The organism is Kocuria sp. KH4, assembly GCF_053711175.1.
Genome location: NZ_JBSJYX010000007.1, coordinates 37913 through 59155 on the forward strand (window position 1 = coordinate 37913; position 21243 = coordinate 59155).

A 21243-nucleotide genomic window follows, 5' to 3' on the forward strand; every position below is an offset into this window, starting at 1 on the left:
CGCCTCCCGCACCGGCCGGGCCCGCTCACCGCGCCATGTTCACGAACGGAACCGGCCATGACCCCTGACGCCCAGGTGCACTCCTACCTCCGGGCGCACCTGCCGCAGATGCTGGAGCGGTTGACGGAATGGGTGCGCATCCCCTCGGTGGCCGGGGTCCCGGAACGGGCCCACCACCTGGTGCGCTCGGCGAACTGGCTGGCCGCGGAGCTGCGCGACCTGCGGTTCCCGACCACCGCGGTCTGGCCCGGCGCCGAGGGCCCGGCCGTCTACGGGTCCTGGTGCGAGTCCCCCGGGGCGCCGACGGTGCTGGTCTACAGCCACCACGACGTGCGCGCGGTCAAGGAGCAGAACTGGGACCAGACCGCCCCCTTCGACCCGGTCCTGCGCGACGGCCGGCTCTACGGCCGGGGCGCCTCCGACGCGAAGGGCCAGGTCACCGCGCACCTGTGGGGCATCCGGGCGCACCTGGCCGCGACCGGCCGCACCGCTCCGGCGGTGAACGTCAAGTTCCTCGTCGAGGGCGAGGAGGAGGCCGGCTCCCCCGGCCTGGCCGAGCTGTTGGACGAGCACGCCCGGGAGCTGGCCGCCGATGTGGTGATCTTCTCCGACACTCTGCTGTGGCGCGCCGACCACCCGGGACTGTGCACCGGGGTGCGCGGGATGCTCGGGGCGCGCCTGGAGGTCTACGGTCCGTACACCGACATCCACAGCGGGGCCGTCTCCGGGGTCGCCCCCAACCCCGCCCTGGAGATGGCCCGGGTCCTGGCGCAGCTCTATGACGAGCACGGCCGGATCACCCTGCCCGGCTTCTACGACCGCGTCCCCGACATCCCCGCGGCCCGCCGGGCTGAACTGGCCGCGCTGCCCTTCGACGAGGCCGACTGGCTGGCCCGTTCCCACACCCGCAGCATCGGCGGCGAGACCGGCTACACCGTGCTGGAGAGGCTGTGGGAACGCCCGGCCCTGGAGGTCATCGCCCTCGTCGCCGGGGACCCCGTGGGCGTGTCGCGGGCGACCATCCCCTCGATGGCTGCCATGGACCTGAGCATCCGCACGGTGACCGGGCAGCGGGTCCACGAGGTCGCCGAGCAGCTGCGCACGTGGGTGGCCGCCCTGGCACGGGCCATGGCCGCCGGCTTCGCCGTGGAGGAGGTCGGGCGGATGGGCAATGCCGGCGGCGGGCCGGCCGCGCTGCTGGCCACGGCACTGGATGCGCCGGTGGTCTTCTTCGGCACCGGGCTGGTCGAGGACAACTGGCACGACAGCGACGAGAGCGTGCGCACCGACCTGCTCACCGCCGGAGCCGCCACCCTCGCCCATCTGTGGCAGGACCTGGGAGACCACGGCCTCGGTCCCACCGCGGATGCCGTCCGCACGGAGCGCACCACCGGATGAGCGCCATCCTCTCCGGCCCGGCATCCTCGGCCCGCTCCACGGCGCGGGCAGCACACCCGCGGAGTGCTCCCCCGTCGCCCCGTTCCCCGTCCCGGAAGGAGACCGCACCATGACCACCTCCACCGTCCGCCCCGTCCCGCCGGCCCGGGCCCGTCGCTATCGCTGGTGGCACGCCGCCGCGGTCGGCCTCGCCGCCAATGCCGCCGGTGCCCTGCCGCGGGGGTTCACCGGCGACGCCACCTTCTACAACGAGCTCGACACCCCGCCCGGGGCGCCCGCAGACTGGCTGTTCCCGCCGGTGTGGGCCGTCAACAACGTCACCACGCTGTAGAGCAATCTGCGGGTGGCCAACCTCGCCCCCGGCACCCCGGGCCGGGCCACCGCCCTGGCACTCGAAGGCGCCGACTGGGTCCTGTTCGCCTCGTTCTCGGCGCTGTTCTTCGGTCTGCGCAGCCCGGTGCTGGGGGCCGCGGTCACGGTGGCCTCCCTCGGGGCCACCGCGGGCAGCGTCGTGCGCACCGCCGCCCTGGACCGCAAGGCGGCCTGGGCGCTGGGTCCCCGGCTGCTGTGGTTGGCCTACGCCTCCTACGTCGCCACGGCCACGGCCGCACGCAACCGGGACGAGCTCCTCGACCGGACACGATGCCGGTCGTGACGGTTCCCTCCGCCCGGGCGGCCGGGTCCGGGACGTGGGGGCGGTGGGTGCTGCTGGTCACCGCGGTCACGCAGGCTGTGAGCCCGGCCCTGTCCGGGTTCACCGGCGGGTCGGGGTCGGACCCGGTCGTGGTGCCGCCTGGGCCGTTCTTCGCCATCTGGGGAGTCATCGTCATCGGATGCGTGGCCTCCGCGCTGTGGGGCCTGCCGCGGAGGCGAGCCACCACGGCCCCCTACGCGCGGATCCAGTGGCCGGTGTCGCTGGCGCAGATCGGCTTCACGGCCTGGCTGCTCGCGGCGGTGTCCTCCCCCGCATGGTCGGTGCCCGTCTTCCTGCTCATGCTCGCCTGCCTCGGGACCGCCCTGCGCAGCCTCGTGAGCGCTGCCGCCGAGCCGCCGACCCGGTGGCTGCTGGGCACCAGCCTGGGTCTGTACACCGGGTGGTCCGCCGCGGCGGTCTGGGTGAACATCGCCACCGTGCTGCCCGAGGACGCCCGCGCGGACACCGTGTGGCTCGGGCTGCTCCTGCTGGGCGCGGTGATCAGCCTCGTCGTCGGTGTGGTGCTCTTCCGAGCCCACCCGGCCTTTCTCGCCGCCGGAGCCTGGGCCCTGCTGGGCGTGGTCATCTCCACGGCCACGGCCGGCGCCCTGCTCCTGAGCGTCGTGGCCGGGGGCGGGCTGGCCGTGCTCGCGGTGGCCGCCGTCCTGGTGCGACGACGGCACGGGCAGCCGATGGCTGCGGCCCCGCCCCGGCGCTGAGGCGCACCCGGCGGCGGCCGCCGGGCGCGTCCCGCCGCGGCGGCGGAGGACGTCAGGCGGTGAGGGCCACACCGGCGAGCCCGGCGGCGAGCAGCGCCAGCACCGCCGCGGCCGGGATGCTGCAGGCAGCCGTGCCGGTGGTGAGCCTGTCGACGAGGCGCTGCAGGAGGGGACGGATGCGCCCGTGCAACAGCCTGCCGGCCGTCAGCAGCACCAGGCACGGCAGGCAGTACAGCACCGCGTAGCCGGCCAGGACCACCGTCGCCGGGGCCAGCCCCGCGGCCAGAAGACGCTCGATGGCGATGAAGTACGGGAACGCGTCGGGCAGGTCGGCCGCGGTCATCACCACGCCCAGCGGCAGCGCGGTGATCGGGGAGAACCATCCCGGCAGCCGCACCGACCGGCGCGGACGAGGGCGCAACCGCCGCACCGCAGCCACCAGCAAGCCCGCAGCGGCCGCCCCGAAGGCCGCCCGCCGCACCCGGACCAGACCGTCGGTCAGGACCTCCGCGGCGGCCCTGGCCGAGACGAACACCACCGCCCCCAGGGCGAGGACGGCCCCGACGGCCCCGGCCACGAACGCCAGGGCCGAGAGCACCGGACGCGGCGGATCCCCGACGAGGATCAAGGTGATGGCCACCAGGGTCGCCGGGTTCAGCGAATCCAGCAGCGTGAGCCCGAGGATTCCCGCCAGCAGCGCCTCACACCGGGGGGTGGCCGTGTTCTTCCGGCCCTCGGCCCCTGACGACCAGCACGCCGGCATCGACCTCCGGGAAGTGTCCACCGGGGAGGCATCTGCGGGTCACACGGTGCTCACCGCGCGCCGGCAGGCTGGACGGCGTCGTCACCGGCCAGCCGCAGGGGGTCCACGCCGTGATCGAGTTCGATCCCGATGCCCGTGCACTGCAGACCGTGCGTTCCGGTCAGCGTGTGGAGGTGTGGAAGGACCAGGAGCTGCACTGTCGTGGACTGGTCGAGGAGCACGTGCCGCAGCTGGGGGTGGTGTGGATCCGGGAGGCCGGGATCGGGGAGCGGAGGATGATCAGCACCGAAGGCTGCAGCTTCCGCAGCTACTGACCGCCCCGCGCCCTGCACCGGTCACCGGTCACCGTGGCCGAGTGCGGAGCCGGCGTGACCGTCGAGGGCCGGCGGGCTCACGATCTGCTGGTGCTCCGCGCCGGCGGCACCACTCGCCGCCCGGTCATGCCCACCGGCTGCTGACCGCCGTCGGCGGCGCCCGCCCTCGAGCCGGTGGGCGGCAGCGCTTCGACCCGCCCCACAGCGGTGCGCCGCCAGCGCAGGTCCCGGCCCTCCGGCGGACCGGGCGCTCGCGATGGGGACACGTTCGGCGGAGGCCCGTCCGGGGACGCACCGGCCGGGGCATGCGAATGCCCCAGCCGGACAGTCGTCGGACAGCTGGGGCATTCGGCGCCGATCCCTGGGGGGGTGGATCCGCACCGGTGTCAGCAGGGGGATGCTGACCAGAAGAAACGTATGCGGAGCCGGTGTCCGCCCGATGAACCCGTGGTGAACACGACGGTGCCCCGCTGCGGCGCCCTCGCAGGACACGCACCGGGACTGCGGTGCCGGCCTGATGCGGAGGCGCTCCGCACCACCGCAACCTGCACGATCGTGGGGCCATGCGGACGGGTACACGGACTCGCAGCAGGCGCCGCAGACCGAGGCGGCGCAGGTCTCGGACACCCGGGCGCTGCCGCGCACGGTACCGAGCTGCTCGTCGGATTGCGCCAGGAGCTGTCCTGACCACGGTCATCGGTCCGGCAGACAGCTCCTTCCCGCAACCGTCGACGGGATACCGAGCCACCCCGCGGGCGGGTACTCAGCGCGGCGCAGCCCGTCCTCGACGCCCGGAAGGCTGGTGGTGGGGTCCTGAGGGCCGGGCGGAGTCGACCGTTCCCACGGGACCTCGGGCCTGCGCGCGGTTCCGGTCCGCAGTCCGGCCCCCGTGGTCCCGCAGGGCGCTGGCGGGCGCGGGTCGGCAGGGACGGTGGGGGTCAGAGGACGTTGGCGATCAGCTGCAGGGCCATGCTCGCCGCGATCAGCACCGCCGGGCCGGCGTAGTGCACCGGCGCGAGGTCCACCCGACGCCGGCCACCGGTGGCCGGGCGGCGGCGACGGCCGGCCTTGACCGCCATCGGCCACACGACCGCGGACGCGAGGAGGACGGTGCTGAGCAGGAGCAGGAGTGCAGGGGAGAGCATGCCCTCCAGAATAAGTGCACCTCTTGGACGGTCACGCCCCGAGGGGCCGCCGGCAGACGGCTCCGGCGGTGTCCTTCGCCACACCTGCCCCCGTCGCACCCGTCTCGGGGCGCCGACGGTGCGCCGTGCGGGGAGAGCCCCGATGCCGCCCGGCCGCCGGGGTCATGGGAGTGCGTGGCCGGCACCCTCCGGGCCGAGCCTCCGGGCGGCCGCTTCAGGGACGCACGCCCGGCCGTCCCCAGGCGCACGGCCCGAGGATCTCACCGGTCGACTCCAGGTACTCCACCTCGCCCACCGACAGCAGGACACCGGGGTTGTGCCCGTCCGCTTCGCAGCGCACCAGCACGAGCAGGTGCGCCTCCGTCGGCGCGTACGGGATGCACAGGACCGTCTCCCCGGCCCGGAGGCGCAGCCCGGGGCGTTCCGTGCGCATCCGGTAGCGGGACAGGCGGATCGGACCCCGGTGCGCGTCGGAGCCGTCGGGACCGGACGTGTCGCCACGGATGACGGAGAGTCGAGACGGATCGGTCATGGTCGGGTGCCTCCTGAGGGCTCGAGCGCACCACCTGCCCTGGTGGACGGCGGTGCCGACGGAACGGGGAGCTCGACATCGTTGTCCGGCTTCAGCGTAGGGGCCCGTCCGGGCGCCGGAGCGTGCTGTGCGCCGGCTGCGCCCAGAATCATCCACCTGTTCACCGGCCCGACCGTTCCCGTTCCCCTCCCTCCCCCACCGCGAGATCTCCCCCACAGCCCTCCCGGCACACCGGCGCCCCGCGGTGTCCCCTGCCGGCCACCCGGTGGTCACCCGGAGGTCACCGAGGGATCGCAGACTGGGTCCGTGCCGGCACGGCACCGGTGTCCGGGTCGACGGAGGCAGCGCGGCTGCGTCCTGGTCGGGGCCGGTGCCGGGAACACGGGGCCCGGAGGGGGCGGTACGCCGGGCAGCGCCGGCACCTCACACCCATGGCGACCCGGCGGGTCCGCGGGGGCGCTGGTGGAGTGGGCAGACACGCTGAACTATTGGCCGGCCGACGCAGGGGGACGCCATGACCGCGCAGGATGTGCACGCACAGCACCCACGGGTGCCGGACCGGGCGGCCGGGCGCCCGGTCCTCGGCCGCACCGCCTCCGGCACGGGCACCCCGGCCCGCCGGGCCCCCGGGTCCTGAGGTGCTGCCGGCCCTGCGGACCGGGGTCCGCCTGTTCGTGTTCACCACGCCGGCCGCCGTGGCGGTTCTGGCGGTGGCCACCGACACCCCCGCGGTCATGGTGCTGATCGTGGTCCCCGGGGCGGTGGTGGCCGGCGTGCTCCGTCTGGAGCACCGGGAGAGCACCCACCCGCCCGGCGCTGCCGGCGCGATGCCGGAGGAACCGGCGCGAGCCCGTGCCCGCCCCGCGCCGCTCCCGGATCGGGCGCTGCCCGTGGTCGATGACGCCACCGTCAACCGGGTCCAGGCACGGCTGCTGCGCCGATCGCTGGAGGGCGCCGACGTCGCACCACACCGGCTGTGGCTGCACTACATCCACCACGGTGGGGTGGTCGGCGCACTCGAGGTCGAGGCGTACCTGCACGAGCTCCACCACCTGCCGGCCGTGGAGCGGGACCGGTTGATGCTCACCGCCGCCGTCCTGCTGAACGCCCGCCACCCCCTGTTCCTGCCCTGCACGGACGAGCTGCTGGGTCTCGGGCGGACCCACCGCCACCCCACGGATCAGCAGAACTGACCCCGGCGCACCCGCCGGCACCGCCGCGCCCGGCGGGTGCGCCGGCGTTCAGCGGGTCAGGTGGTCCTGGAGACCGGGAAGGTCGTCGGTGTTGATGTGGTCCACCCCGGCCGCCTGCAGCTCGCGCCACAGGTTCTCCCGTGCTGGCCCGGCGATGTCGTGGGTGGCCCAGAAGCGCACCCGGTACCCGGCGGCATGGGCCTGCTCCACATGGGCGTGCAGCACCACCCGCCGGCGGTGCGGCTGACCGTCTGTGCCGCCCAGCACACCGTCGAGCACTACCTGGACTTGGCGGGGCCGCTGAGGCGCCGTCGACACCGGCGCGGTGGCCTGTCCGGCCCCGTGCGGTGCCCGAGCACGGTGACCCCACCGTCCCGGGCTCGTGCGCCGCCGCGGCCGGTCTCCGCGCACCCCCCCCGGGGGTGCGTGCGTCGTGCCGCCCCGCCTCAGGCTTGTCCGAGGAGTGCGGCGACCAGCCGGGCGGCCTTGCCGTCGTCGGCCGGTTCGCGCAGCAGGATGTGGAGGATCACGGCTCCGACCATGGCGTTGACGACCTCCCCCACCGCCGTGCCGGCGGGCAGCTCCGCGGAGTCCACCGCCGCCTGGAGGCGGGTGGTCAGTTCCGAGTCCGCGCCGAGGGAGGCACCCAGCCGCCGGCCGACCTGATCGTTCTCGGCGGCCACGATCAGCAGGGACCGCAGCAGGGCGTCGTTGCCCGGGGTGTCCACGAACGTGAACAGACCCGACAGCCACCGGGTCATGTCGGTGTACACGTCGCCGGTGTCGCGGGGATGGATCTCCTCCGGCAGCAGCCGGCCCTCGAACAGGCACTCGGCCACGAGTTCGCTCTTGGACCTCCACCACCGGTAGATCGTCTGCTTGGCCACGCCGGCCTCGGCCGCGATGCCCTCGATCGTCAGCCGGTCGTACTCGCGGTCGCGGAACAGGTCCGCCGTCGCCTCCAGGACCGCCTGCCGGACGGCCTCGCTGCGGACCGCTCCTCGGTGTCGTTCAACCATGGGTATGATCATAACGATTTCAACAATACGCAACGTTGCGTTGTTCAGCTGGGCCCGGGCCCGGACCCGAGGAGACTGAAGACCCATGGCCGAATTCCTGTACCGCATCGGCAGGGCCGCCGCACGGCGTGCCGGGGCGGTGATCGGCGCCTGGGCGGCCGTGCTGGCCCTGACCGTGGCCGCCTTCCTGACCTGGGGCGGCAGCCTGGCCACCAGCTTCGACATCCCCGGCCTGCCGTCGTCGGACGTCGTGGCGGAGCTGACCGGTGAGCTGCCCGACCTCGCCGGGGCGTCGGGCACCGTCGTGTTCTCCTCCGAGGACGGCCGGGCGCTGACCGAGGGACAGCAGGCGGAGATCAGCCGGCTGGTCGACTCCGCCGCCGATCTCCCCGACGTCGCCTCCGTCGTCGACCCGTTCGAGACCGAGGCGCGGCGGGCCGAGCAGGCGAGCCGGCTGGGGGACGCCCAGGACCGGCTCGAGGCCGGGCGCGCCGAGCTGGCGACGGGGCAGCAGCGCCTCGACGCCGGGCGGGAGCAGCTGGAAGCCGCCCTGGAGCAGGCCGAGGCCGCCGGAGCCCCCGCCCCGCAGATCAGTGCCCTCACCGACCAGCGGGCCGCCCTGGATACCCAGCAGGAGGCCATCGACGACGGGATCGCGCAGCTGGAGGCCGGGGAGCAGGAGACGGCCGACGGCGCCGAGCTGCTGGGCTACGCCGAGAACATCCGCCTGGTCTCCGAGGACTCGTCGACCGCGCAGGTCACCGTCGCCTTCGACGTGCCCCGCCTGGAGCTGCAGGACGCCGCCAAGCAGGCCGTGATCGACCACTTCACCGGCACCGGGATCGACGGGGTGGAGGTCTCCGTCTCCGCGGACATCTCCCAGGCCGTGCCGAGCCTGGTCGGTCCCGGTGAGGTGGCCGGTCTGGCCGTGGCCGCGATCGTGCTGCTGGTCATGCTCGGCTCCGTGCTCGCGGCGGGCATCCCCATCGTCACCGCCCTGATGGGCGTGGGCATCGGCGCGGTCGGCGCACTGTCCTTCTCCGGGGTCGTCCAGATGGCCTCCATCACCCCGGTGCTGGGGCTGATGCTGGGCCTGGCCGTGGGGATCGACTACTCCCTGTTCATCCTCAACCGTCACCGCCAGCAGGTCATGCACGGCATGGACGTGCAGGAGTCCATCGGCCTGGCCAACGGCACCTCCGGCACCGCGGTGGTCTTCGCCGGCGCCACGGTGGTGGTCGCACTGCTGGCGCTGAATGTCACCGGCATCCCGTTCCTGGGGCTGATGGGCACCGTGGGGGCGGCCTGCGTGGGCATCGCGGTGCTGATCGCCCTCACCCTGGCTCCGGCGCTGGTCGGACTGCTCGGCGACCGCGTCGCCACGCCGAAGGCGCGCTCGCGCGCACGGGACCAGGACGACGCGATGAGCCGCACCCGGCCCATGGGCACGCCGCGCGCCGTGGCGACCGTGGTGCTCACGGCCGCGGTGCTCCTGGTCCTGGCCGCCCCGGCGATGCACCTGCGGCTGGGGCTGCCCGACGGGGGCACCGAGCCGCCGGGCTCCTCCGCGCAGGTCGCTTTCACCACCCTGTCCGAGGAGTTCGGCGCCGGGTCCAACGCCACCCTGCTCGTCGCGGCCAACCTGCCCGAGGGCCTGGACGAGACCGGACGGACCGCGGCCCAGCTCACCGTGGCCCGCGAGCTCGCGTCCCTCGACGACGTGACCGCCGTCGCCCCGATCGCCGTCTCCGACGACGGCCGCATCGCCGCCTTCCAGGTAATGCCCACCGGCGGACCGAACGACGAGTCCACCGAGGCGCTGGTGCGCGAGCTGCGCGACCTGCCCGCCGTCGACGGGGACATCACCCTCGGTGTGGCCGGCCAGGCGGCGATCAACATCGACATCTCCGAGTCCCTCCGGGACGTCCTGCCGCTGTACCTGCTCGTCGTGGTGGGCCTGTCGCTCATCATCCTGGTGCTGGTGTTCCGCTCGGTCCTCGTGCCGGTGATCGCCACCGGCGGCTTCGTGCTGTCGCTGCTGGCCACCTACGGGGCCATCACGGCGGTCTTCCAGCACGGCCTCGGCGCCTCCCTGATCGGCCTGCACGCCACCGGCCCGATCCTGAGCTTCCTGCCGATCATCCTCGTCGGGATCCTGTTCGGCCTGGCCATGGACTACCAGCTGTTCCTGGCCTCGGGCATGCGCGAGGCCTACGTCCACGGCGCCCCCGCACGGCTGGCCGTCACGCGCGGGCTGCGGGCGGGCCGTCCCGTGGTGATCGCCGCCGGCCTGATCATGGTGGCGGTCTTCGGCGGCTTCGTGTTCGCCGAGTCCACCATGATCCGGTCGATCGGCTTCGGCCTCGCCTTCGGCGTCCTTGCGGACGCGTTCATCGTGCGCCTCCTGCTCATGCCCGCCCTCATGCACCTGCTCGGCAACAGCGCCTGGTGGCTTCCGGCATGGCTGGACAGGATCCTGCCCAACGTCGACGTCGAGGGCGCCGGCCTGGAGCGACGCCACCACCCCGATGCCGGCCACGTCGAGGCCCGCACGGACGCTGCCGCCGCCGAGGCGGTCGGCCGCCACGGCTGACCGGGGTCGCCGACGACCGCAGGACGCCCGCCCGGACCCGGGCGCCCCGCGGCACGCAGGGCGCCCGCCGCTCGGACCACGCGGGCGCGAGGGCGCACGACGGGGTTCATCCCGACGGTGCGGCCGGAGCACCCGCGGGGCAGTCGGCGGTCGATCCGCGCGTCCGCCGTGGGCGTGGCGGTGCGCCGGCGGGTCGGTGTGCGGCGGTCTGGCCGAGCAGGGCCGCCACCAGGGCCAGGGCGAAGCCGGCGCTCTGGATCCCGGTGAGGGCCTGTCCCAACCAGACCCAGCCGATCACGGCGGCCACCACGGGACTGAGCACTCCCAGCAGGGCGGTGCTGGTGGCCGGCAGGCGACGACCGGCGGAGAACCACACCGTGTAGGCGATCGCGGTGCCGGGGACGGCCAGCCAGGCGTAGCCGGCGAGCGCCGGGCCGTCCAGCACGAGGTCCCCGGCGTCCAGCAGGGGAACCAGCGGGGCGATCACCACGGCCCCGAGCACCAGTTGCCACCCGGTCACCGCCAACCCGCTCATGCCCGGGGGCAAGCCCCAGCGGCGGGTCAGCACCACCCCGGTGGCCATCGAGGCCGTGCCGGCGAAGGCAGCGGTGATCCCGAGGGCGTCGACGGTGACCGGCCCGGCGAAGACCGCCAGTCCCACCCCGGCCACGGCCAGCACCGCCCAGACCAGCTGACGGGCCGGGGTGGTCTGCCGGAAGGCCAGCAGCAGCACCACCGCGGCGATCAGCGGCTGGGCCGAGCCCACCACCGCGGCCAGGCCGCCGGGCAGGCGGTAGGCGCCGAGGAACAGCAGCGGGAAGAACGCCCCGATGTTGAGCACCGCCAGGACCGCCAGCCTCCCCCACCACGAGGCCGGCGGCACCTGCCGCGTCAGCGCCAGCAGGAGCACCCCGGCCGGTGCCGCCCGCAGCAGGGCCGCGGTCATCGGCCGATCCGCCGGCAGCAACTCGGTGGTCACCGCATAGGTCGTCCCCCACACCACCGGAGCGATCGCCCCGAGCAGGGTGGTGCGGGTACGGGCGGTCATCGTGTGCGGCATCCCGCTCCCCTGATTGCTTAGCAATAAGTTATCTCGAAGGTATACTGGTGGCATGACCAGCACAAGACCGCCGCAGCCTCCCCAGCCTGACGCGGTGGATGCCATCGTGGCCCAGTGGGCCGGACAGCGCCCGGAGCTGGACACCCGGGCGATGGAGATCTTTGGCCGGATCTACCGGCTGTCCGCGCAGATGGGAGAGCGGATGGAGGCCGCCTACGCCCCCTACGGGATCAGCCGCGGGGAGTTCGACGTGCTGGCTGCCCTGCGCCGGTCCGGAGCCCCCTACCGGCTGGCGCCCAAGGACCTGGCGCGGTCGTTGATGATCACCACCGGGGGGATGACCGGCCGGCTCACCCGCCTCGCCGAGGCGGGGCTGATCCGCCGGATGCCCCACCCCGGCGACAGGCGCTGTCTTCATGCCGAGCTCACCGACGCCGGACTGGAGCTCGTCGACGAGGCCGTGGTCGCCGGGGTGGACGCCCAGGCCGTCGTGGCCGAGCGCCTCGGGGAGGAGCAGGCCCGCGCCCTGGCCGACCACCTCCGGGCAGCCCTGCACATCCTCACCACCGCACCCCCGCACGCACCGGGGGGCGCGCCGGCCGATCGCCCGGGCCCGCGCACGTAGCACTCCCTGCTCACACCTCGGCCGGCAGTCCCCGGCTCGGATCCGCGGGCCGCCACACCCGGGCGGCGCCGCAGAGCACCGCGACCGGGACGACGATGACCAGCGTCATGGCGTCGCCGATGATCAGGGACCGTCCGCGGGCCCGCCAGGAGCTGCTGCGCAGCCAGCACACGACGGACTCCCGGCTGCTCGTGCCGAGGCCCGTGGTGGCGCGACGGGGCTACGGCTGCGAGGCGCCGACCAGGGCCTGATGGGCTCCCAGACACTGCTGGAACTCCCGCTCCTCGGCGGAGAGCTGCGTGAAGGCCTGCTCCTGGGCGGTGGCCGACCCGGCCGGCACGTCCTCCGGGGAGGCCAGCAGTCCGTGCTCGGGTTCCTGCCCGCCATCGCTGAGCACCGCGTGCACCGCGGCCGCGGTGTCCGCCTCCGAGCACTCCGGCAGACCGGAGAGCTCCTCCAGCGTCGGGATGGCCGACATGCCCACCACCGGCTCCGGCGCCGAGGGCCCCAAGGCTGCGGCGACCGGACCGACCGCCACCGCGCAGGCCACGCACCCACCCATCACCCACATCGCCTGGGAGACCAGTCGCATCACACCGTTCCTTCCATCCAGAGCTCCACCCGCCCCGGCAGAGTCCAGGGTGCGGACCGCATCGACGTCCTCGGGCCGGCGGCACGGACACCGGAGCGACCGCAGGACTCCTGCGGGACGCTCCCCCCGAGCCTACGGCCACCCCGACGGTCACCGGACGCCACGCCGCGGTGGGCCAGGACGAGCCCCGTCGACGCCGTGGTGCGACGGGCGTCGGGCCCCCCGACGGCGGCTCACCTCGGGAGCCTCGCCGGGCGGACGACTCCTAGGAGCGGCGCCCGGCCAGGCGGAACAGTCCGTCGACGACGAGAAGGACCAGCCCGCCGGCAGCCACCAGAAGCGCGAGACCGAGGAAGATGATCGGGCCGAAGAGCACGCCCGACCAGAAGAAGTGGTTGATGAACGCCATGTACCAGTAGAGGGCCACCGCGAGACCGGCGCCCACCCCGGTGAAGGCGAGCCCCCACTGACGCACCACCCGAGGCTGCCGCCCTCCCCCAGGGCCCCGGCCCGACCCGGCCTCGAGGCCCACCACCTGTCCCCGTGACGCGGCAGGTCTCCGCAGGCGCATCACCCCCCACAGGAAGGCCGCGGCGCACAGGAACACGAAGACGTCGGAACCCACCCCCATCCCGCCCCGGTCGTGGATCGTGAACGCGATGGCACCCAGCGCGCCGACGAACAGCACCGTCGCGTACGCCAGGACGGCCGCCCGCAGAGCGCCGACCGGCCGACGAGCGCCGCCCGGAACTGCCTGCGCCGCCTGCCGTGCGGCAGGTCGGGCCGTGCTCGCGAGCACGACGTCGCCGAGAAAGGCGATCAGCCCACCGACCGCGACGAAGCCGGCGGGAAACGCCAGCCATCCCGCGTTGCCGAGCGGATGCATCGGGTCGGCGGACTGTTCCACGATCCACGTGATCGTTCCCGCGACGACGGCGACGGCCCCGCTGATGCCGGTGACGAGCAGAGCCACCCGGCGCAATGATCCGGTCGGTCTTCCTCTGCGCTCGAACCTTCCCACTCTTCTGTCCATGCTCGAACGCTACCGACCGGTCAGCACCGGATCCACGACGCACAGCACGTCGCGGGTCGTGACGGCTCGCCCTCCGCAGCCCGCGACCCGGCCCATGGCGTGGACCATGGACGGGCGCATGGCGCTCCTCGGCTGGCCCCCGTCCTCGGTGTCGGCCATCCCCGGGTTCCGGCGGCGGGAGGAGGTCGTCGTCACGGGTGCGACGGTGTCAGGCGCCCTCCGGCGCCGGCCGTGTCCCTCCGGGATGCCGGCACTGCTGGGCGAGCACGAGCCGGCGGTGTCCCAGTCCGGCTTCGCGCACCCAGGCCACTCCGAGGCGGGGGACGTGTTCCTCCACCTGGGCGTGGTAGCAGAACGTGTCCTGGTCCCAGATGTCCACGATCCGCCCCGGCGTCAACGCGTGGGCCGGCAGCACCCCGGCCGAGAGCCCGGAATCACTCACCAGCGGTCACCCCGCGAGCGTCCCGGTGGGTGTCGAGGGCTGCCATGAGTTCCTGGTGGCGATCCAGGGTCACCGGGTGCGGCCCCGCAGGGGCGTCCAGGTGTTCGTCCTCCAGCTGCAGGAACACCCGGGAGTGGAGGACCTGCAGCTCCGCCAGCGTCAGGGATCCCAGGTCCGCCGGGAACGTCTCGCCCGGACCCAGCCGTGTGCTGCCCCCCAGCGCATCGACCGTCGGTCCGCGCGAATGCTCAGCGGCCGGATTCCCGGCGTCGGTGCGGGTCTGCTGGTGGTGATTCATGCCGCCACCTCTCGGCCGGCGCCCACGCCCAGCACCAACGCCCGGCCGAGGCCGTCAGCGGGGTCGCCCACCGCATCGGCGCCGACGGTGGCGGGGATCTGGCACGCGGCCTCGGGCAGCACCAGGCGCACCGCACCACCTCGACCGGTGCGCCCGGGATCCTCCAGCGCCTCGTGGAGCAGGCGCACGGCGGAGGCCTCGACCTCGGACAGGGTAGAGAGGTCCACGGCGACGTGGACCCCCGGGGTCAGGGTGCGTGCCCGGCGGATCACCGCGTGCAGCCCCTGCTGGGACAGTGCGGTGAGCGCACCGGCGGTGACCCTGATGGTCACGTGGCGGCCGTCCAGATCGACCTGGACGGCAACAGAGAGCTTGGAGGGCTTCAACGACCTTCTCGAATCCTGGGTACGGGAACAGAAGGGCCGCTACTTGACCACTGCACCAGCCTAGAGCACGGCTGCGGCCCACACGGCGCCGGAACCCATGGTGTGGCTCACATTCGCCCTGGTCGGCGCGGCATCACCTGGTGAAGTGGCCGGTGACCGGCCGACGGCACACGCGTTCCTGGCGTTCGCCGCTGGGCACGGCGCCGTCGTGCCGGCTGCTGCCGACGTCCGGCGCTGTCGGGGCGCCGCGCAAGGAGTCCTCCCGGTGCTGAAGGCCGCTCGCAGGGTGTTCGCGCTCAGCCGGAACCGTTGACGTGACCTCCACGGCGTGACAGGTTGGATGGACAGCAACCTGATGAATTTGGAGGCGGTCATGGCCGATCAGTACACGATGCAGGATCCGACGACCCAGTACCCGGGCCCCGACGACAGTTTCGAGCAGCAGCAGGAGGGCCCGGGTCTGCAGCAGGAGATGGCTCCGAAGCCGGACTCCGGGGAGGCCAGCTACCGCGGCTCCGGACGGCTGACCGGTCGCAAGGCGGTGGTGACCGGCGCGGACTCCGGCATCGGGCGCGCCACGGCGATCGCCTACGCCCGGGAGGGCGCGGACGTGGTGCTGTCCTACCTGCCGGAGGAGGAGGCGGACGCCCGTGAGGTCGTGGAACTCGTCGAGGCCGCCGGGCGCCGGGCGGTCGCGGTGCCCGGGGACGTGACCGACAAGGCCTACTGCGAGCAGCTGATCGCCACCGCGGTGGCCGAGCTGGGCGGGATCGACATCCTCGCCAACATCGCCGGCAAGCAGCAGCACTGCCCGGACATCCTCCAGCTGACCGACGAGCAGTTCGACGAGACCTACAAGACCAACGTCTACGCCATGTTCTGGCTGTGCAAGGCCGCCGTCCCGCACCTGCCCCCGGGCTCTGCCATCATCAACACCTCCTCGATCCAGGGCTACCAGCCGGCCCCGATCCTGCTGGACTACGCCTCCACGAAGTACGCGATCAACGGCTTCAGCAAGTCCCTGGCCGCCCAGCTGGCGCCCAAGGGCATCCGGGTGAACGTGGTGGCCCCGGGCCCCGTCTGGACCCCGCTGCAGATCGTCGGCGGACAGCCGCAGGAGAACCTGCCCGAGTTCGGCGCCTCCGAGGCCCCGATGGGCCGCCCCGGACAGCCGGCGGAAATGGCTCCGGCCTACGTGTTCCTCGCCTCCCAGGAGTCCAGCTACGTCAGCGGCGAGACGCTGGCCGCGACCGGCGGGATGCCCACGCCCTGATGCACCCGGGCCGGGTGGCCCGCGGACGGCCCCGTCCACCGCGTGCCACCCGCCCGACCCACGTGCCGTCCGATCCGCGCCCCGGGGCTGATCCTCGTGCCGTGCGGACCCACCGTTTCATCCCCTGTGAGGAGATCTGCCCATGGCTCTGCCCTATCCCACCCAGCCCGGTGACATCGACCATCTGATCGCCGACGACCACGCGATCGTGGAGCGCCAGTTCCAGCATCTCGAGGCCGGCCGCGGCGACCGCCGCACCCTCGTGGACCAGATCAGCTTCGAGCTGTCCCTGCACGCCTTCGCGGAGGAGACGGTGATGTACCCGATCTGGCGCGAGCTCGGCATGGACGAGTTCGACGACGACGCCCGGCAGGAGCACGGCGACATCAAGGAGCTCTTGGTCACCCTCGGGCGGACCGAGCCCGGGGAGGCGGAGTTCGAGGCCGCCCTGACCGAGCTGATCTCCGTGACCCGCCACCACGTGGAGGACGAGGAGCAGGAGGAGCTGCCGGCCTTCCGGGCCAAGGTCGGCGCGGAGCGGATGGGGCAGCTGGGCAAGGAGTTCCTCGCCGCCAAGCGCCAGGCACCCCCGGCTCCCCATCCCCACGCCCCCGACGAGGGCCGGCTCGAGAAACTGGTCGGTGCCGTGGCGAAGCCGGTCGATGCCGCCAAGGCCGCGGTGACCGGCAAGAAGAAGCGCCTGGCCACCGACGCCTCCGGGCTCCTGGACCCCCAGGCCCAGGCGATCGTCGACGCCCACTCCGCCCTGGGCCCGCAGCCCTTCGAGATCCTCCAGCGCGACCAGGCCCGCGCCCAGCCCGGCCCCGACGACGCGGTCAAGAAAGTCATGGAGGAGAAGGGACTGGAGGGACCCGAGCCCGTCGGCTCGGTCACCGACATGAAGATCCCGGACGCGGCCGGCGGCGAGCAGACCCTGCGCGTCTACACCCCGGCCGACCCCGGTGAGGGTCCGCTGCCCATCATCATGTGGATCCACGGCGGCGGCTGGGTGCTCTTCGACATCGACACCTACGACGCCTCCTGTCGCGGGCTGACCAACAAGACCGGCGCGATCGTCGTCTCCCCCGACTACCGGCGGGCCCCCGAGGCCGTCTTCCCCGCCGCCCACGACGACGTGCTGGCGGCCTGGCGCTGGACCGCGGCCAACGCCGCCCAGATGGGCGGGGACCCGACCCGGATGGCGATCGGCGGGGAGTCGGTGGGCGGGAACATGGCCCCGGCCACCTGTCTCCGGCTCGCCCAGGCCGGCGAGCCGCTCCCGGCCGCCCAGGTGTGCGTGTACCCGCTGACCACCCCCGAACAGTACGGGGAGTCGATGGAGGACGCCGCCGACGGGCGCCCGCTGAACCGGGCGCTGCTGTCCTGGATGGCGATGCACGCCTTCGAAGGCGTGCCCGAGGCCGCCCAGGACCCCCGCATCGACCTGCTGAACTGGCCCGCCGAGTCCCTGGCGCTGATGCCCCCGACGCTGGTGATCACCGCCGAGCGGGACGTCCTGCGCAGTCAGGGCCAGCAGTTCGCCTCGAACCTGAAGGCTGCCGGGGTGCCCACCACGCACAGCCACTACGACGGGGTGATGCACGAGTTCTTCGGCGCCTCCGCGGTGCTGGACAAGGCCGAGGCCGCCCAGCAGGAGGCCGCCGCGCACTGCACCGCCGCCCTCTCCAGCACCGCCTGACCGGTCCGCACGACCCCGGGGAGCCCACGCCACCCGCCCTTCGGGGTGGCGTGGGCGGGCTTCCCGGCTGCTGAGCCTGCCGACGGATCCACCGCGCATCGCCGAACCATCGCTCCATCACCGCAAAGGACGACACCATGTCAGAACTTTCCGCCCTCGCCCTGGTCTGCAGCCTCACCCCGTCCCCGGCACCGTCCAGCAGCGAGCTGATGGCCCGCCACGTGCTGGAGGCGCTCGAGCAGCACGGGGTGTCCACCTCCTCCGTGCGGGTGGTCGACCACGACGTGAAACCCGGCGTCCAGGTGGACATGGGCCCCGGGGACGCCTGGCCCGCCCTGCGGCAGCAGGTCTTGGAGGCGGACATCCTGGTGCTGGCGACCCCGATCTGGATGGGCCACCCCTGCAGCATCGCCCAGCGGGTGATCGAGCGCCTCGACGCCGACCTCGCCGAGACCGACGACCAGGGCCGGCCCATCATGTACGACAAGACCGCGATCGTGGCCGTGGTCGGCAACGAGGACGGCGCGCACAAGACGATCGCGGACATGACCCAGGCCCTCAGCGACGTCGGGTTCACCGTCCCGGCCCAGGCCGGCACCTACTGGGTGGGCGAGGCCATGCACACCGTGGACTACCAGGACCTGGACGAGGTCCCGGAGAAGGTCGCGGCCACCACGGCCGGTGCCGCCCGCAACGCCGCCCACCTCGCACGGCTGCTGCGCGCCGACCCCTATCCGGCCGCCGACAGCGCCGGCTGACGGCCGGAGGGGGCCGCCCGACGAGCGCGTCGGAGAACCCGTACCCGCCGGTGGCCACCAGTCTGTCCAGTGCGGCCCCGACCGAGCAGACCCCGACCGGTGCACCGGCGGTCAGGGCATGACGTCCAGGGCCTCGCGCAGCACGGCGGCCCACTCCTGGGCGGCGTCCAGGTGGGCGTCATGGGTGCCACCGGACAGATCGACCCGTCGGGTGCCCGCACGGGCGGCGACGAAGGCGTTCCTCCGGGCGGGGGCGAACATCGACTCCGCGGCGAAGACGACCGTGGTCGGGGCTCTCACCGCCTCTCACTCGGCCCACCGTGGCACGTGCACCGCCTGCAGCACGGCCTCCATGACGGCCGGGTCGAACCGGGGCCGATAGCCCCGACCGGTGGCTTCCAGATCCGCCGCCCACGCCCGGGCCAGAGGGCTCGCCCGGAGGACATCGACGGCCTCAGCCCGGGAGGCGAAGGGGACGGGCCAGGAGCGGAAGAACTCCCCCACCGCGGCCGCCTCGCCCGGCTCCCCGCCGTGCACATCGGCTTCCAGCAGCACCAGAGCGGCCACCCGCTGCGGGTGAGCCGCGGCGGTGAGCACCGCGGTGTGCGCCCCCATGGACTGACCCACCAGCACGACCGGCTCACCGGGTGCCACCACATCGAGCACCGCGACGACGTCGTCGACGAAGGCCTGCCGCCCGGTGTCGGCCGGCACCCGGGTGCTGTGCCCGTGCCCGCGCTGGTCCACCAGCACGCACCGGTACTCCGGCCACAGCGCCCGGGCCGAGGGCACGAACTCCCCGGCGCTGCCGGCCAGCCCGTGCAGGAACACCACCACCGGGGCCGCACCGCCGGTGTCCAGATAGCTGATCCGCACCCCGGACCGCTCCACCACCCCGCGCACCAGCTCCATTACCTCGCCCTTCCTTCCGCAACCCTTGCGATCCGGCACGCCCACGACGGTGCCGCGGAGCCTGCCGTCCAGCGGCGGGTCCCCGGCCCGGGTGCATGCGCCCCGCACCACACCGGAGACGTTCACGCCGACAGGCGGGTGCGCAGCTTCTCTCGCAAGGACAGCCGCACGGTGGGCCACTCGCTGTTGATGACCGAGAACACCACCACATCGCGCATGGTCCCGTCACGCCACAGGTCGTGATTGCGCAGCACCCCGTCCTGCTTCGCCCCCAGGGCGGCGATCGCCCGCCTCGACCGCTGGTTGTGCCAGTGCGTGCGGAACTCCACGGCGATGCACTCCAAGGTCTCGAAGGCGTGCGTGAGCTGCAGCAGCTTCACCTCGGTGTTCAGCCCGGTGCCCTGGACACTGGGGGCGATCCAGGTGGAGCCGATCTCCAGGCGCCGGTGGTCGGGGCGGACGTTGAGGAAGGTCGTCATCCCCACCGCCCTCCCGTCCGCGGTCCGGATGGCCCACGGCACGACCTGACCAGCCCTGTGCTCCGCCAGACGGCGCTCGATCTCCGCCCCCATCGCGTCCGGGGCGGGCAGACGGGTGTACCAGAGCTGGTAGAGGTCGTCCTCCGCGACCGCGTCCGCCAGGTCCGCGGCGTGCTCCGGCGCCAGCGGTTCGAGCGTGGCCACCGTGCCGGTGAGCGTGGGGATCGCCAGGAAGTCCATGCCGCCAGGCTACTGAACGCCAGGACAGTCCCACCCGCATCAGCACGCCGCTGATGAGACCGGGAGCTCCCGCTGCACCGGCGCCGGCACAGCAGCCGGTCAGATCTGCCAGGGTTCCTGGCTCCGCACTACGGGCCGCGTCCCAGACGCTCGTCGAGTCCCGCCATGCGCTCGCGGTACTCGCGGTCGTGCCGTGTGCAGCCTCGCCAGGTGACCAGCGCCATCGCCACAAGACCGAGACTGCTCAGCGCCGTGGTCCAGGAGTCGCCCTCGAGGATCGCGACGACCACCATGGCCAGGAACCACAGGACGCAGACGATCGCGATGCCGCCGCTGATCGGGGCCCTTCCCCTGCCCACGGTGCGTCGCGGCTGCGGTCCGGCACCTGCCGGCGGATGACGGCGCCTCACCGGTGAGCTGCTTTCCGGATTCGGCGCAACCGGACCAGCTGCACCGCGATGAGCGCGCCGAACAGCAGTGCCAGGACACCGATCATGATCACCAGGACCGCCGCCCCGAAGGCTCCGGCACCCAACGCCCACACCGCGACCCCCACGCACCCGACGGCCACGAGCGCCAGGACACCGAGGATCCGCCGCCACCGCCGCTGCTGGACCGGGGTGACCTTCGCGGCCCACTGGGGATCGGTGTCCGGGGCGAAGAGCATGAAGAAGGCATTGCCCACCACCAAGGCCGACAGACCGATCATCAGCTGAGGGTCGGAGAGCGACGTCGCGATCCACACTGTCCCTGCGGCCAGGAGAAGCGCCACGGGCGTGAACCAGTACCGCCACCGCGCCCGCGTGAGCCGCATGCGCCGGCCGTTGGACCAGCCGACCAGCAACAGCGCCCCGTGCAGCACGGCCACCAGAGCCGCGAAGGCCCCCACCCACCCCGCGAGCCGGTCCTCCACGGGAGGGGCCGGTGGGAGCCACCAGATGGCCAGGAGGGCCGCCACCCCGGCTGCCGTCGTCATCACCCCACCAGCCAATCGGATTCCCCTGCCACGCTCCCGGTCGGGCTCATCCATGCTGTTCTCCTGTCGTGGACGACGCCGCGTCCGCGTTCTGAACCGA

At 73.5% G+C, this 21243-nt stretch carries 30 protein-coding genes; 12 read left to right on the plus strand and 18 right to left on the minus strand.

Translation table 11 applies throughout. From position 1 onward, the window contains the following. Nucleotides 1–57: 57 nt before the first annotated feature. From ACWCOM_RS07205 to ACWCOM_RS07220, 4 genes are all read left to right on the plus strand, one after another. Nucleotides 58–1398: a M20/M25/M40 family metallo-hydrolase gene (locus tag ACWCOM_RS07205; RefSeq protein WP_454548062.1), complete on the plus strand. Its 1341-nt coding sequence runs from the start codon at nucleotides 58–60 to the stop codon at nucleotides 1396–1398. A 109-nt stretch (nucleotides 1399–1507) separates the two neighbouring features. Further along, on the plus strand, nucleotides 1508–1729 hold the full coding sequence (locus ACWCOM_RS07210) for a TspO/MBR family protein (protein ID WP_454548063.1): 222 nt from the start codon (nucleotides 1508–1510) through the stop codon (nucleotides 1727–1729). Nucleotides 1730–1741: 12 nt separating this feature from the next. Further along, nucleotides 1742–2053, plus strand: a complete 312-nt coding sequence (locus tag ACWCOM_RS07215) for a tryptophan-rich sensory protein (protein ID WP_454548064.1) — start codon at nucleotides 1742–1744, stop codon at nucleotides 2051–2053. Further along, nucleotides 2050–2811: a hypothetical protein gene (locus ACWCOM_RS07220; protein WP_454548065.1), complete on the plus strand. Its 762-nt coding sequence runs from the start codon at nucleotides 2050–2052 to the stop codon at nucleotides 2809–2811. Before ACWCOM_RS07215 ends, ACWCOM_RS07220 begins: the two co-directional genes overlap by 4 nt. 52 nt (nucleotides 2812–2863) lie before the next feature. On the opposite strand, the gene ACWCOM_RS07225 is transcribed toward ACWCOM_RS07220, so the two are convergent. Next, a complete protein-coding gene (locus tag ACWCOM_RS07225; RefSeq protein ID WP_454548066.1) occupies nucleotides 2864–3595 on the minus strand; it encodes a GAP family protein in 732 nt (243 codons plus the stop codon). A gap of 89 nt (nucleotides 3596–3684) precedes the next feature. Here ACWCOM_RS07225 and ACWCOM_RS07230 point away from each other — a divergent pair, with 89 nt between their 5' ends. Then, complete coding sequence (locus tag ACWCOM_RS07230; RefSeq protein WP_454548067.1) at nucleotides 3685–3888, plus strand: hypothetical protein; 204 nt, start codon at nucleotides 3685–3687, stop codon at nucleotides 3886–3888. Nucleotides 3889–4826: 938 nt separating this feature from the next. Here the strand turns inward: ACWCOM_RS07230 and ACWCOM_RS07235 are convergent. Together ACWCOM_RS07235 and ACWCOM_RS07240 are read right to left on the minus strand one after the other, a co-directional pair. Further along, the gene (locus ACWCOM_RS07235; RefSeq protein ID WP_454548068.1) at nucleotides 4827–5033 is read right to left on the minus strand and encodes a hypothetical protein; all 207 of its coding nucleotides are present in this window, start codon (nucleotides 5031–5033) and stop codon (nucleotides 4827–4829) included. Between the two features lie 214 nt (nucleotides 5034–5247). Continuing rightward, the gene (locus tag ACWCOM_RS07240) at nucleotides 5248–5565 is read right to left on the minus strand and encodes a hypothetical protein (protein WP_454548069.1); all 318 of its coding nucleotides are present in this window, start codon (nucleotides 5563–5565) and stop codon (nucleotides 5248–5250) included. Nucleotides 5566–6079: 514 nt separating this feature from the next. Here ACWCOM_RS07240 and ACWCOM_RS07245 point away from each other — a divergent pair. Both ACWCOM_RS07245 and ACWCOM_RS07250 read left to right on the plus strand, forming a co-directional pair. Further along, a complete protein-coding gene (locus ACWCOM_RS07245) occupies nucleotides 6080–6202 on the plus strand; it encodes a hypothetical protein (RefSeq protein WP_454548070.1) in 123 nt (40 codons plus the stop codon). A 1-nt stretch (nucleotide 6203) separates the two neighbouring features. Then, the gene (locus ACWCOM_RS07250) at nucleotides 6204–6758 is read left to right on the plus strand and encodes a hypothetical protein (RefSeq protein WP_454548071.1); all 555 of its coding nucleotides are present in this window, start codon (nucleotides 6204–6206) and stop codon (nucleotides 6756–6758) included. A 48-nt stretch (nucleotides 6759–6806) separates the two neighbouring features. Here the strand turns inward: ACWCOM_RS07250 and ACWCOM_RS07255 are convergent, their stop codons facing one another. Together ACWCOM_RS07255 and ACWCOM_RS07260 are read right to left on the minus strand one after the other, a co-directional pair. Further along, nucleotides 6807–7037, minus strand: coding sequence for a hypothetical protein (locus ACWCOM_RS07255; RefSeq protein WP_454548072.1), 231 nt, complete (start codon nucleotides 7035–7037; stop codon nucleotides 6807–6809). A gap of 167 nt (nucleotides 7038–7204) precedes the next feature. Further along, entirely contained in the window at nucleotides 7205–7777 is a 573-nt protein-coding gene (locus ACWCOM_RS07260) for a TetR/AcrR family transcriptional regulator (RefSeq protein WP_454548073.1), read from the minus strand. Between the two features lie 85 nt (nucleotides 7778–7862). Here ACWCOM_RS07260 and ACWCOM_RS07265 point away from each other — a divergent pair, with 85 nt between their 5' ends. Beyond that, entirely contained in the window at nucleotides 7863–10370 is a 2508-nt protein-coding gene (locus ACWCOM_RS07265) for an MMPL family transporter (protein ID WP_454548074.1), read from the plus strand. A 106-nt stretch (nucleotides 10371–10476) separates the two neighbouring features. On the opposite strand, the gene ACWCOM_RS07270 is transcribed toward ACWCOM_RS07265, so the two are convergent. Then, nucleotides 10477–11418, minus strand: coding sequence for an EamA family transporter (locus tag ACWCOM_RS07270; RefSeq protein WP_454548075.1), 942 nt, complete (start codon nucleotides 11416–11418; stop codon nucleotides 10477–10479). 64 nt (nucleotides 11419–11482) lie between these two features. On the opposite strand from ACWCOM_RS07270, the gene ACWCOM_RS07275 reads away from it, so the two are divergent. Next, nucleotides 11483–12055 carry a MarR family winged helix-turn-helix transcriptional regulator gene (locus ACWCOM_RS07275; RefSeq protein ID WP_454548076.1) on the plus strand — a complete coding sequence of 191 codons (573 nt, stop codon included), beginning with the start codon at nucleotides 11483–11485 and terminating at the stop codon, nucleotides 12053–12055. A gap of 10 nt (nucleotides 12056–12065) precedes the next feature. On the opposite strand, the gene ACWCOM_RS07280 is transcribed toward ACWCOM_RS07275, so the two are convergent. From ACWCOM_RS07280 to ACWCOM_RS07310, 7 genes are all read right to left on the minus strand, one after another. Then, nucleotides 12066–12227 (minus strand): hypothetical protein, encoded by a 162-nt coding sequence (locus ACWCOM_RS07280; protein ID WP_454548077.1) that lies wholly within the window; start codon nucleotides 12225–12227, stop codon nucleotides 12066–12068. A 48-nt stretch (nucleotides 12228–12275) separates the two neighbouring features. After that, nucleotides 12276–12647 carry a hypothetical protein gene (locus ACWCOM_RS07285; protein ID WP_454548078.1) on the minus strand — a complete coding sequence of 124 codons (372 nt, stop codon included), beginning with the start codon at nucleotides 12645–12647 and terminating at the stop codon, nucleotides 12276–12278. A gap of 265 nt (nucleotides 12648–12912) precedes the next feature. Further along, complete coding sequence (locus tag ACWCOM_RS07290) at nucleotides 12913–13620, minus strand: hypothetical protein (RefSeq protein ID WP_454548079.1); 708 nt, start codon at nucleotides 13618–13620, stop codon at nucleotides 12913–12915. A gap of 69 nt (nucleotides 13621–13689) precedes the next feature. Further along, the gene (locus ACWCOM_RS07295; protein WP_454548080.1) at nucleotides 13690–13875 is read right to left on the minus strand and encodes a hypothetical protein; all 186 of its coding nucleotides are present in this window, start codon (nucleotides 13873–13875) and stop codon (nucleotides 13690–13692) included. A gap of 13 nt (nucleotides 13876–13888) precedes the next feature. Then, a complete protein-coding gene (locus ACWCOM_RS07300) occupies nucleotides 13889–14122 on the minus strand; it encodes a hypothetical protein (RefSeq protein WP_454548081.1) in 234 nt (77 codons plus the stop codon). Beyond that, nucleotides 14115–14420, minus strand: coding sequence for a hypothetical protein (locus ACWCOM_RS07305; protein WP_454548082.1), 306 nt, complete (start codon nucleotides 14418–14420; stop codon nucleotides 14115–14117). Before ACWCOM_RS07305 ends, ACWCOM_RS07300 begins: the two co-directional genes overlap by 8 nt. Further along, entirely contained in the window at nucleotides 14417–14806 is a 390-nt protein-coding gene (locus tag ACWCOM_RS07310) for a hypothetical protein (RefSeq protein WP_454548083.1), read from the minus strand. The genes ACWCOM_RS07305 and ACWCOM_RS07310 overlap by 4 nt, the downstream gene beginning before the upstream one ends. Before the next feature lie 373 nt (nucleotides 14807–15179). On the opposite strand from ACWCOM_RS07310, the gene ACWCOM_RS07315 reads away from it, so the two are divergent. The 3 genes from ACWCOM_RS07315 (at nucleotide 15180) to ACWCOM_RS07325 (ending at nucleotide 18536) form a co-directional block, all read left to right on the plus strand. After that, a complete protein-coding gene (locus tag ACWCOM_RS07315) occupies nucleotides 15180–16079 on the plus strand; it encodes an SDR family oxidoreductase (RefSeq protein ID WP_454548186.1) in 900 nt (299 codons plus the stop codon). A 142-nt stretch (nucleotides 16080–16221) separates the two neighbouring features. Beyond that, nucleotides 16222–17778 carry an alpha/beta hydrolase fold domain-containing protein gene (locus ACWCOM_RS07320; RefSeq protein WP_454548084.1) on the plus strand — a complete coding sequence of 519 codons (1557 nt, stop codon included), beginning with the start codon at nucleotides 16222–16224 and terminating at the stop codon, nucleotides 17776–17778. A 137-nt stretch (nucleotides 17779–17915) separates the two neighbouring features. Further along, complete coding sequence (locus tag ACWCOM_RS07325) at nucleotides 17916–18536, plus strand: flavodoxin family protein (RefSeq protein ID WP_454548085.1); 621 nt, start codon at nucleotides 17916–17918, stop codon at nucleotides 18534–18536. A gap of 111 nt (nucleotides 18537–18647) precedes the next feature. Here the strand turns inward: ACWCOM_RS07325 and ACWCOM_RS07330 are convergent, their stop codons facing one another. The 5 genes from ACWCOM_RS07330 to ACWCOM_RS07350 form a co-directional block, all read right to left on the minus strand. Beyond that, entirely contained in the window at nucleotides 18648–18836 is a 189-nt protein-coding gene (locus ACWCOM_RS07330) for a hypothetical protein (protein ID WP_454548086.1), read from the minus strand. Nucleotides 18837–18842: 6 nt separating this feature from the next. Continuing rightward, nucleotides 18843–19448: an alpha/beta fold hydrolase gene (locus ACWCOM_RS07335; RefSeq protein WP_454548087.1), complete on the minus strand. Its 606-nt coding sequence runs from the start codon at nucleotides 19446–19448 to the stop codon at nucleotides 18843–18845. Between the two features lie 122 nt (nucleotides 19449–19570). Further along, entirely contained in the window at nucleotides 19571–20167 is a 597-nt protein-coding gene (locus ACWCOM_RS07340) for a GNAT family N-acetyltransferase (protein ID WP_454548088.1), read from the minus strand. Nucleotides 20168–20295: 128 nt separating this feature from the next. Then, complete coding sequence (locus ACWCOM_RS07345; RefSeq protein WP_454548089.1) at nucleotides 20296–20526, minus strand: hypothetical protein; 231 nt, start codon at nucleotides 20524–20526, stop codon at nucleotides 20296–20298. Nucleotides 20527–20573: 47 nt separating this feature from the next. Next, a complete protein-coding gene (locus ACWCOM_RS07350; protein WP_454548090.1) occupies nucleotides 20574–21143 on the minus strand; it encodes a hypothetical protein in 570 nt (189 codons plus the stop codon). Nucleotides 21144–21243: the final 100 nt, after the last annotated feature.

Excerpts from the sequence above, each read along its gene's own strand:
- ACWCOM_RS07205 (WP_454548062.1), top strand. The coding sequence starts at position 58 with ATGACCCCTGACGCCCAGGTGCACTCCTACCTCCGGGCGCACCTGCCG.
- ACWCOM_RS07210 (WP_454548063.1), top strand. The coding sequence starts at position 1,508 with ATGACCACCTCCACCGTCCGCCCCGTCCCGCCGGCCCGGGCCCGTCGC.
- ACWCOM_RS07235 (WP_454548068.1), bottom strand. The coding sequence starts at position 5,033 with ATGCTCTCCCCTGCACTCCTGCTCCTGCTCAGCACCGTCCTCCTCGCG.
- ACWCOM_RS07240 (WP_454548069.1), bottom strand. The coding sequence starts at position 5,565 with ATGACCGATCCGTCTCGACTCTCCGTCATCCGTGGCGACACGTCCGGT.
- ACWCOM_RS07245 (WP_454548070.1), top strand. The coding sequence starts at position 6,080 with ATGACCGCGCAGGATGTGCACGCACAGCACCCACGGGTGCCGGACCGG.
- ACWCOM_RS07260 (WP_454548073.1), bottom strand. The coding sequence starts at position 7,777 with ATGGTTGAACGACACCGAGGAGCGGTCCGCAGCGAGGCCGTCCGGCAG.
- ACWCOM_RS07265 (WP_454548074.1), top strand. The coding sequence starts at position 7,863 with ATGGCCGAATTCCTGTACCGCATCGGCAGGGCCGCCGCACGGCGTGCC.
- ACWCOM_RS07270 (WP_454548075.1), bottom strand. The coding sequence starts at position 11,418 with ATGACCGCCCGTACCCGCACCACCCTGCTCGGGGCGATCGCTCCGGTG.
- ACWCOM_RS07275 (WP_454548076.1), top strand. The coding sequence starts at position 11,483 with ATGACCAGCACAAGACCGCCGCAGCCTCCCCAGCCTGACGCGGTGGAT.
- ACWCOM_RS07285 (WP_454548078.1), bottom strand. The coding sequence starts at position 12,647 with ATGCGACTGGTCTCCCAGGCGATGTGGGTGATGGGTGGGTGCGTGGCC.
- ACWCOM_RS07305 (WP_454548082.1), bottom strand. The coding sequence starts at position 14,420 with ATGAATCACCACCAGCAGACCCGCACCGACGCCGGGAATCCGGCCGCT.
- ACWCOM_RS07315 (WP_454548186.1), top strand. The coding sequence starts at position 15,180 with ATGGCCGATCAGTACACGATGCAGGATCCGACGACCCAGTACCCGGGC.
- ACWCOM_RS07320 (WP_454548084.1), top strand. The coding sequence starts at position 16,222 with ATGGCTCTGCCCTATCCCACCCAGCCCGGTGACATCGACCATCTGATC.
- ACWCOM_RS07325 (WP_454548085.1), top strand. The coding sequence starts at position 17,916 with ATGTCAGAACTTTCCGCCCTCGCCCTGGTCTGCAGCCTCACCCCGTCC.
- ACWCOM_RS07335 (WP_454548087.1), bottom strand. The coding sequence starts at position 19,448 with ATGGAGCTGGTGCGCGGGGTGGTGGAGCGGTCCGGGGTGCGGATCAGC.
- ACWCOM_RS07340 (WP_454548088.1), bottom strand. The coding sequence starts at position 20,167 with ATGGACTTCCTGGCGATCCCCACGCTCACCGGCACGGTGGCCACGCTC.
- ACWCOM_RS07350 (WP_454548090.1), bottom strand. The coding sequence starts at position 21,143 with ATGACGACGGCAGCCGGGGTGGCGGCCCTCCTGGCCATCTGGTGGCTC.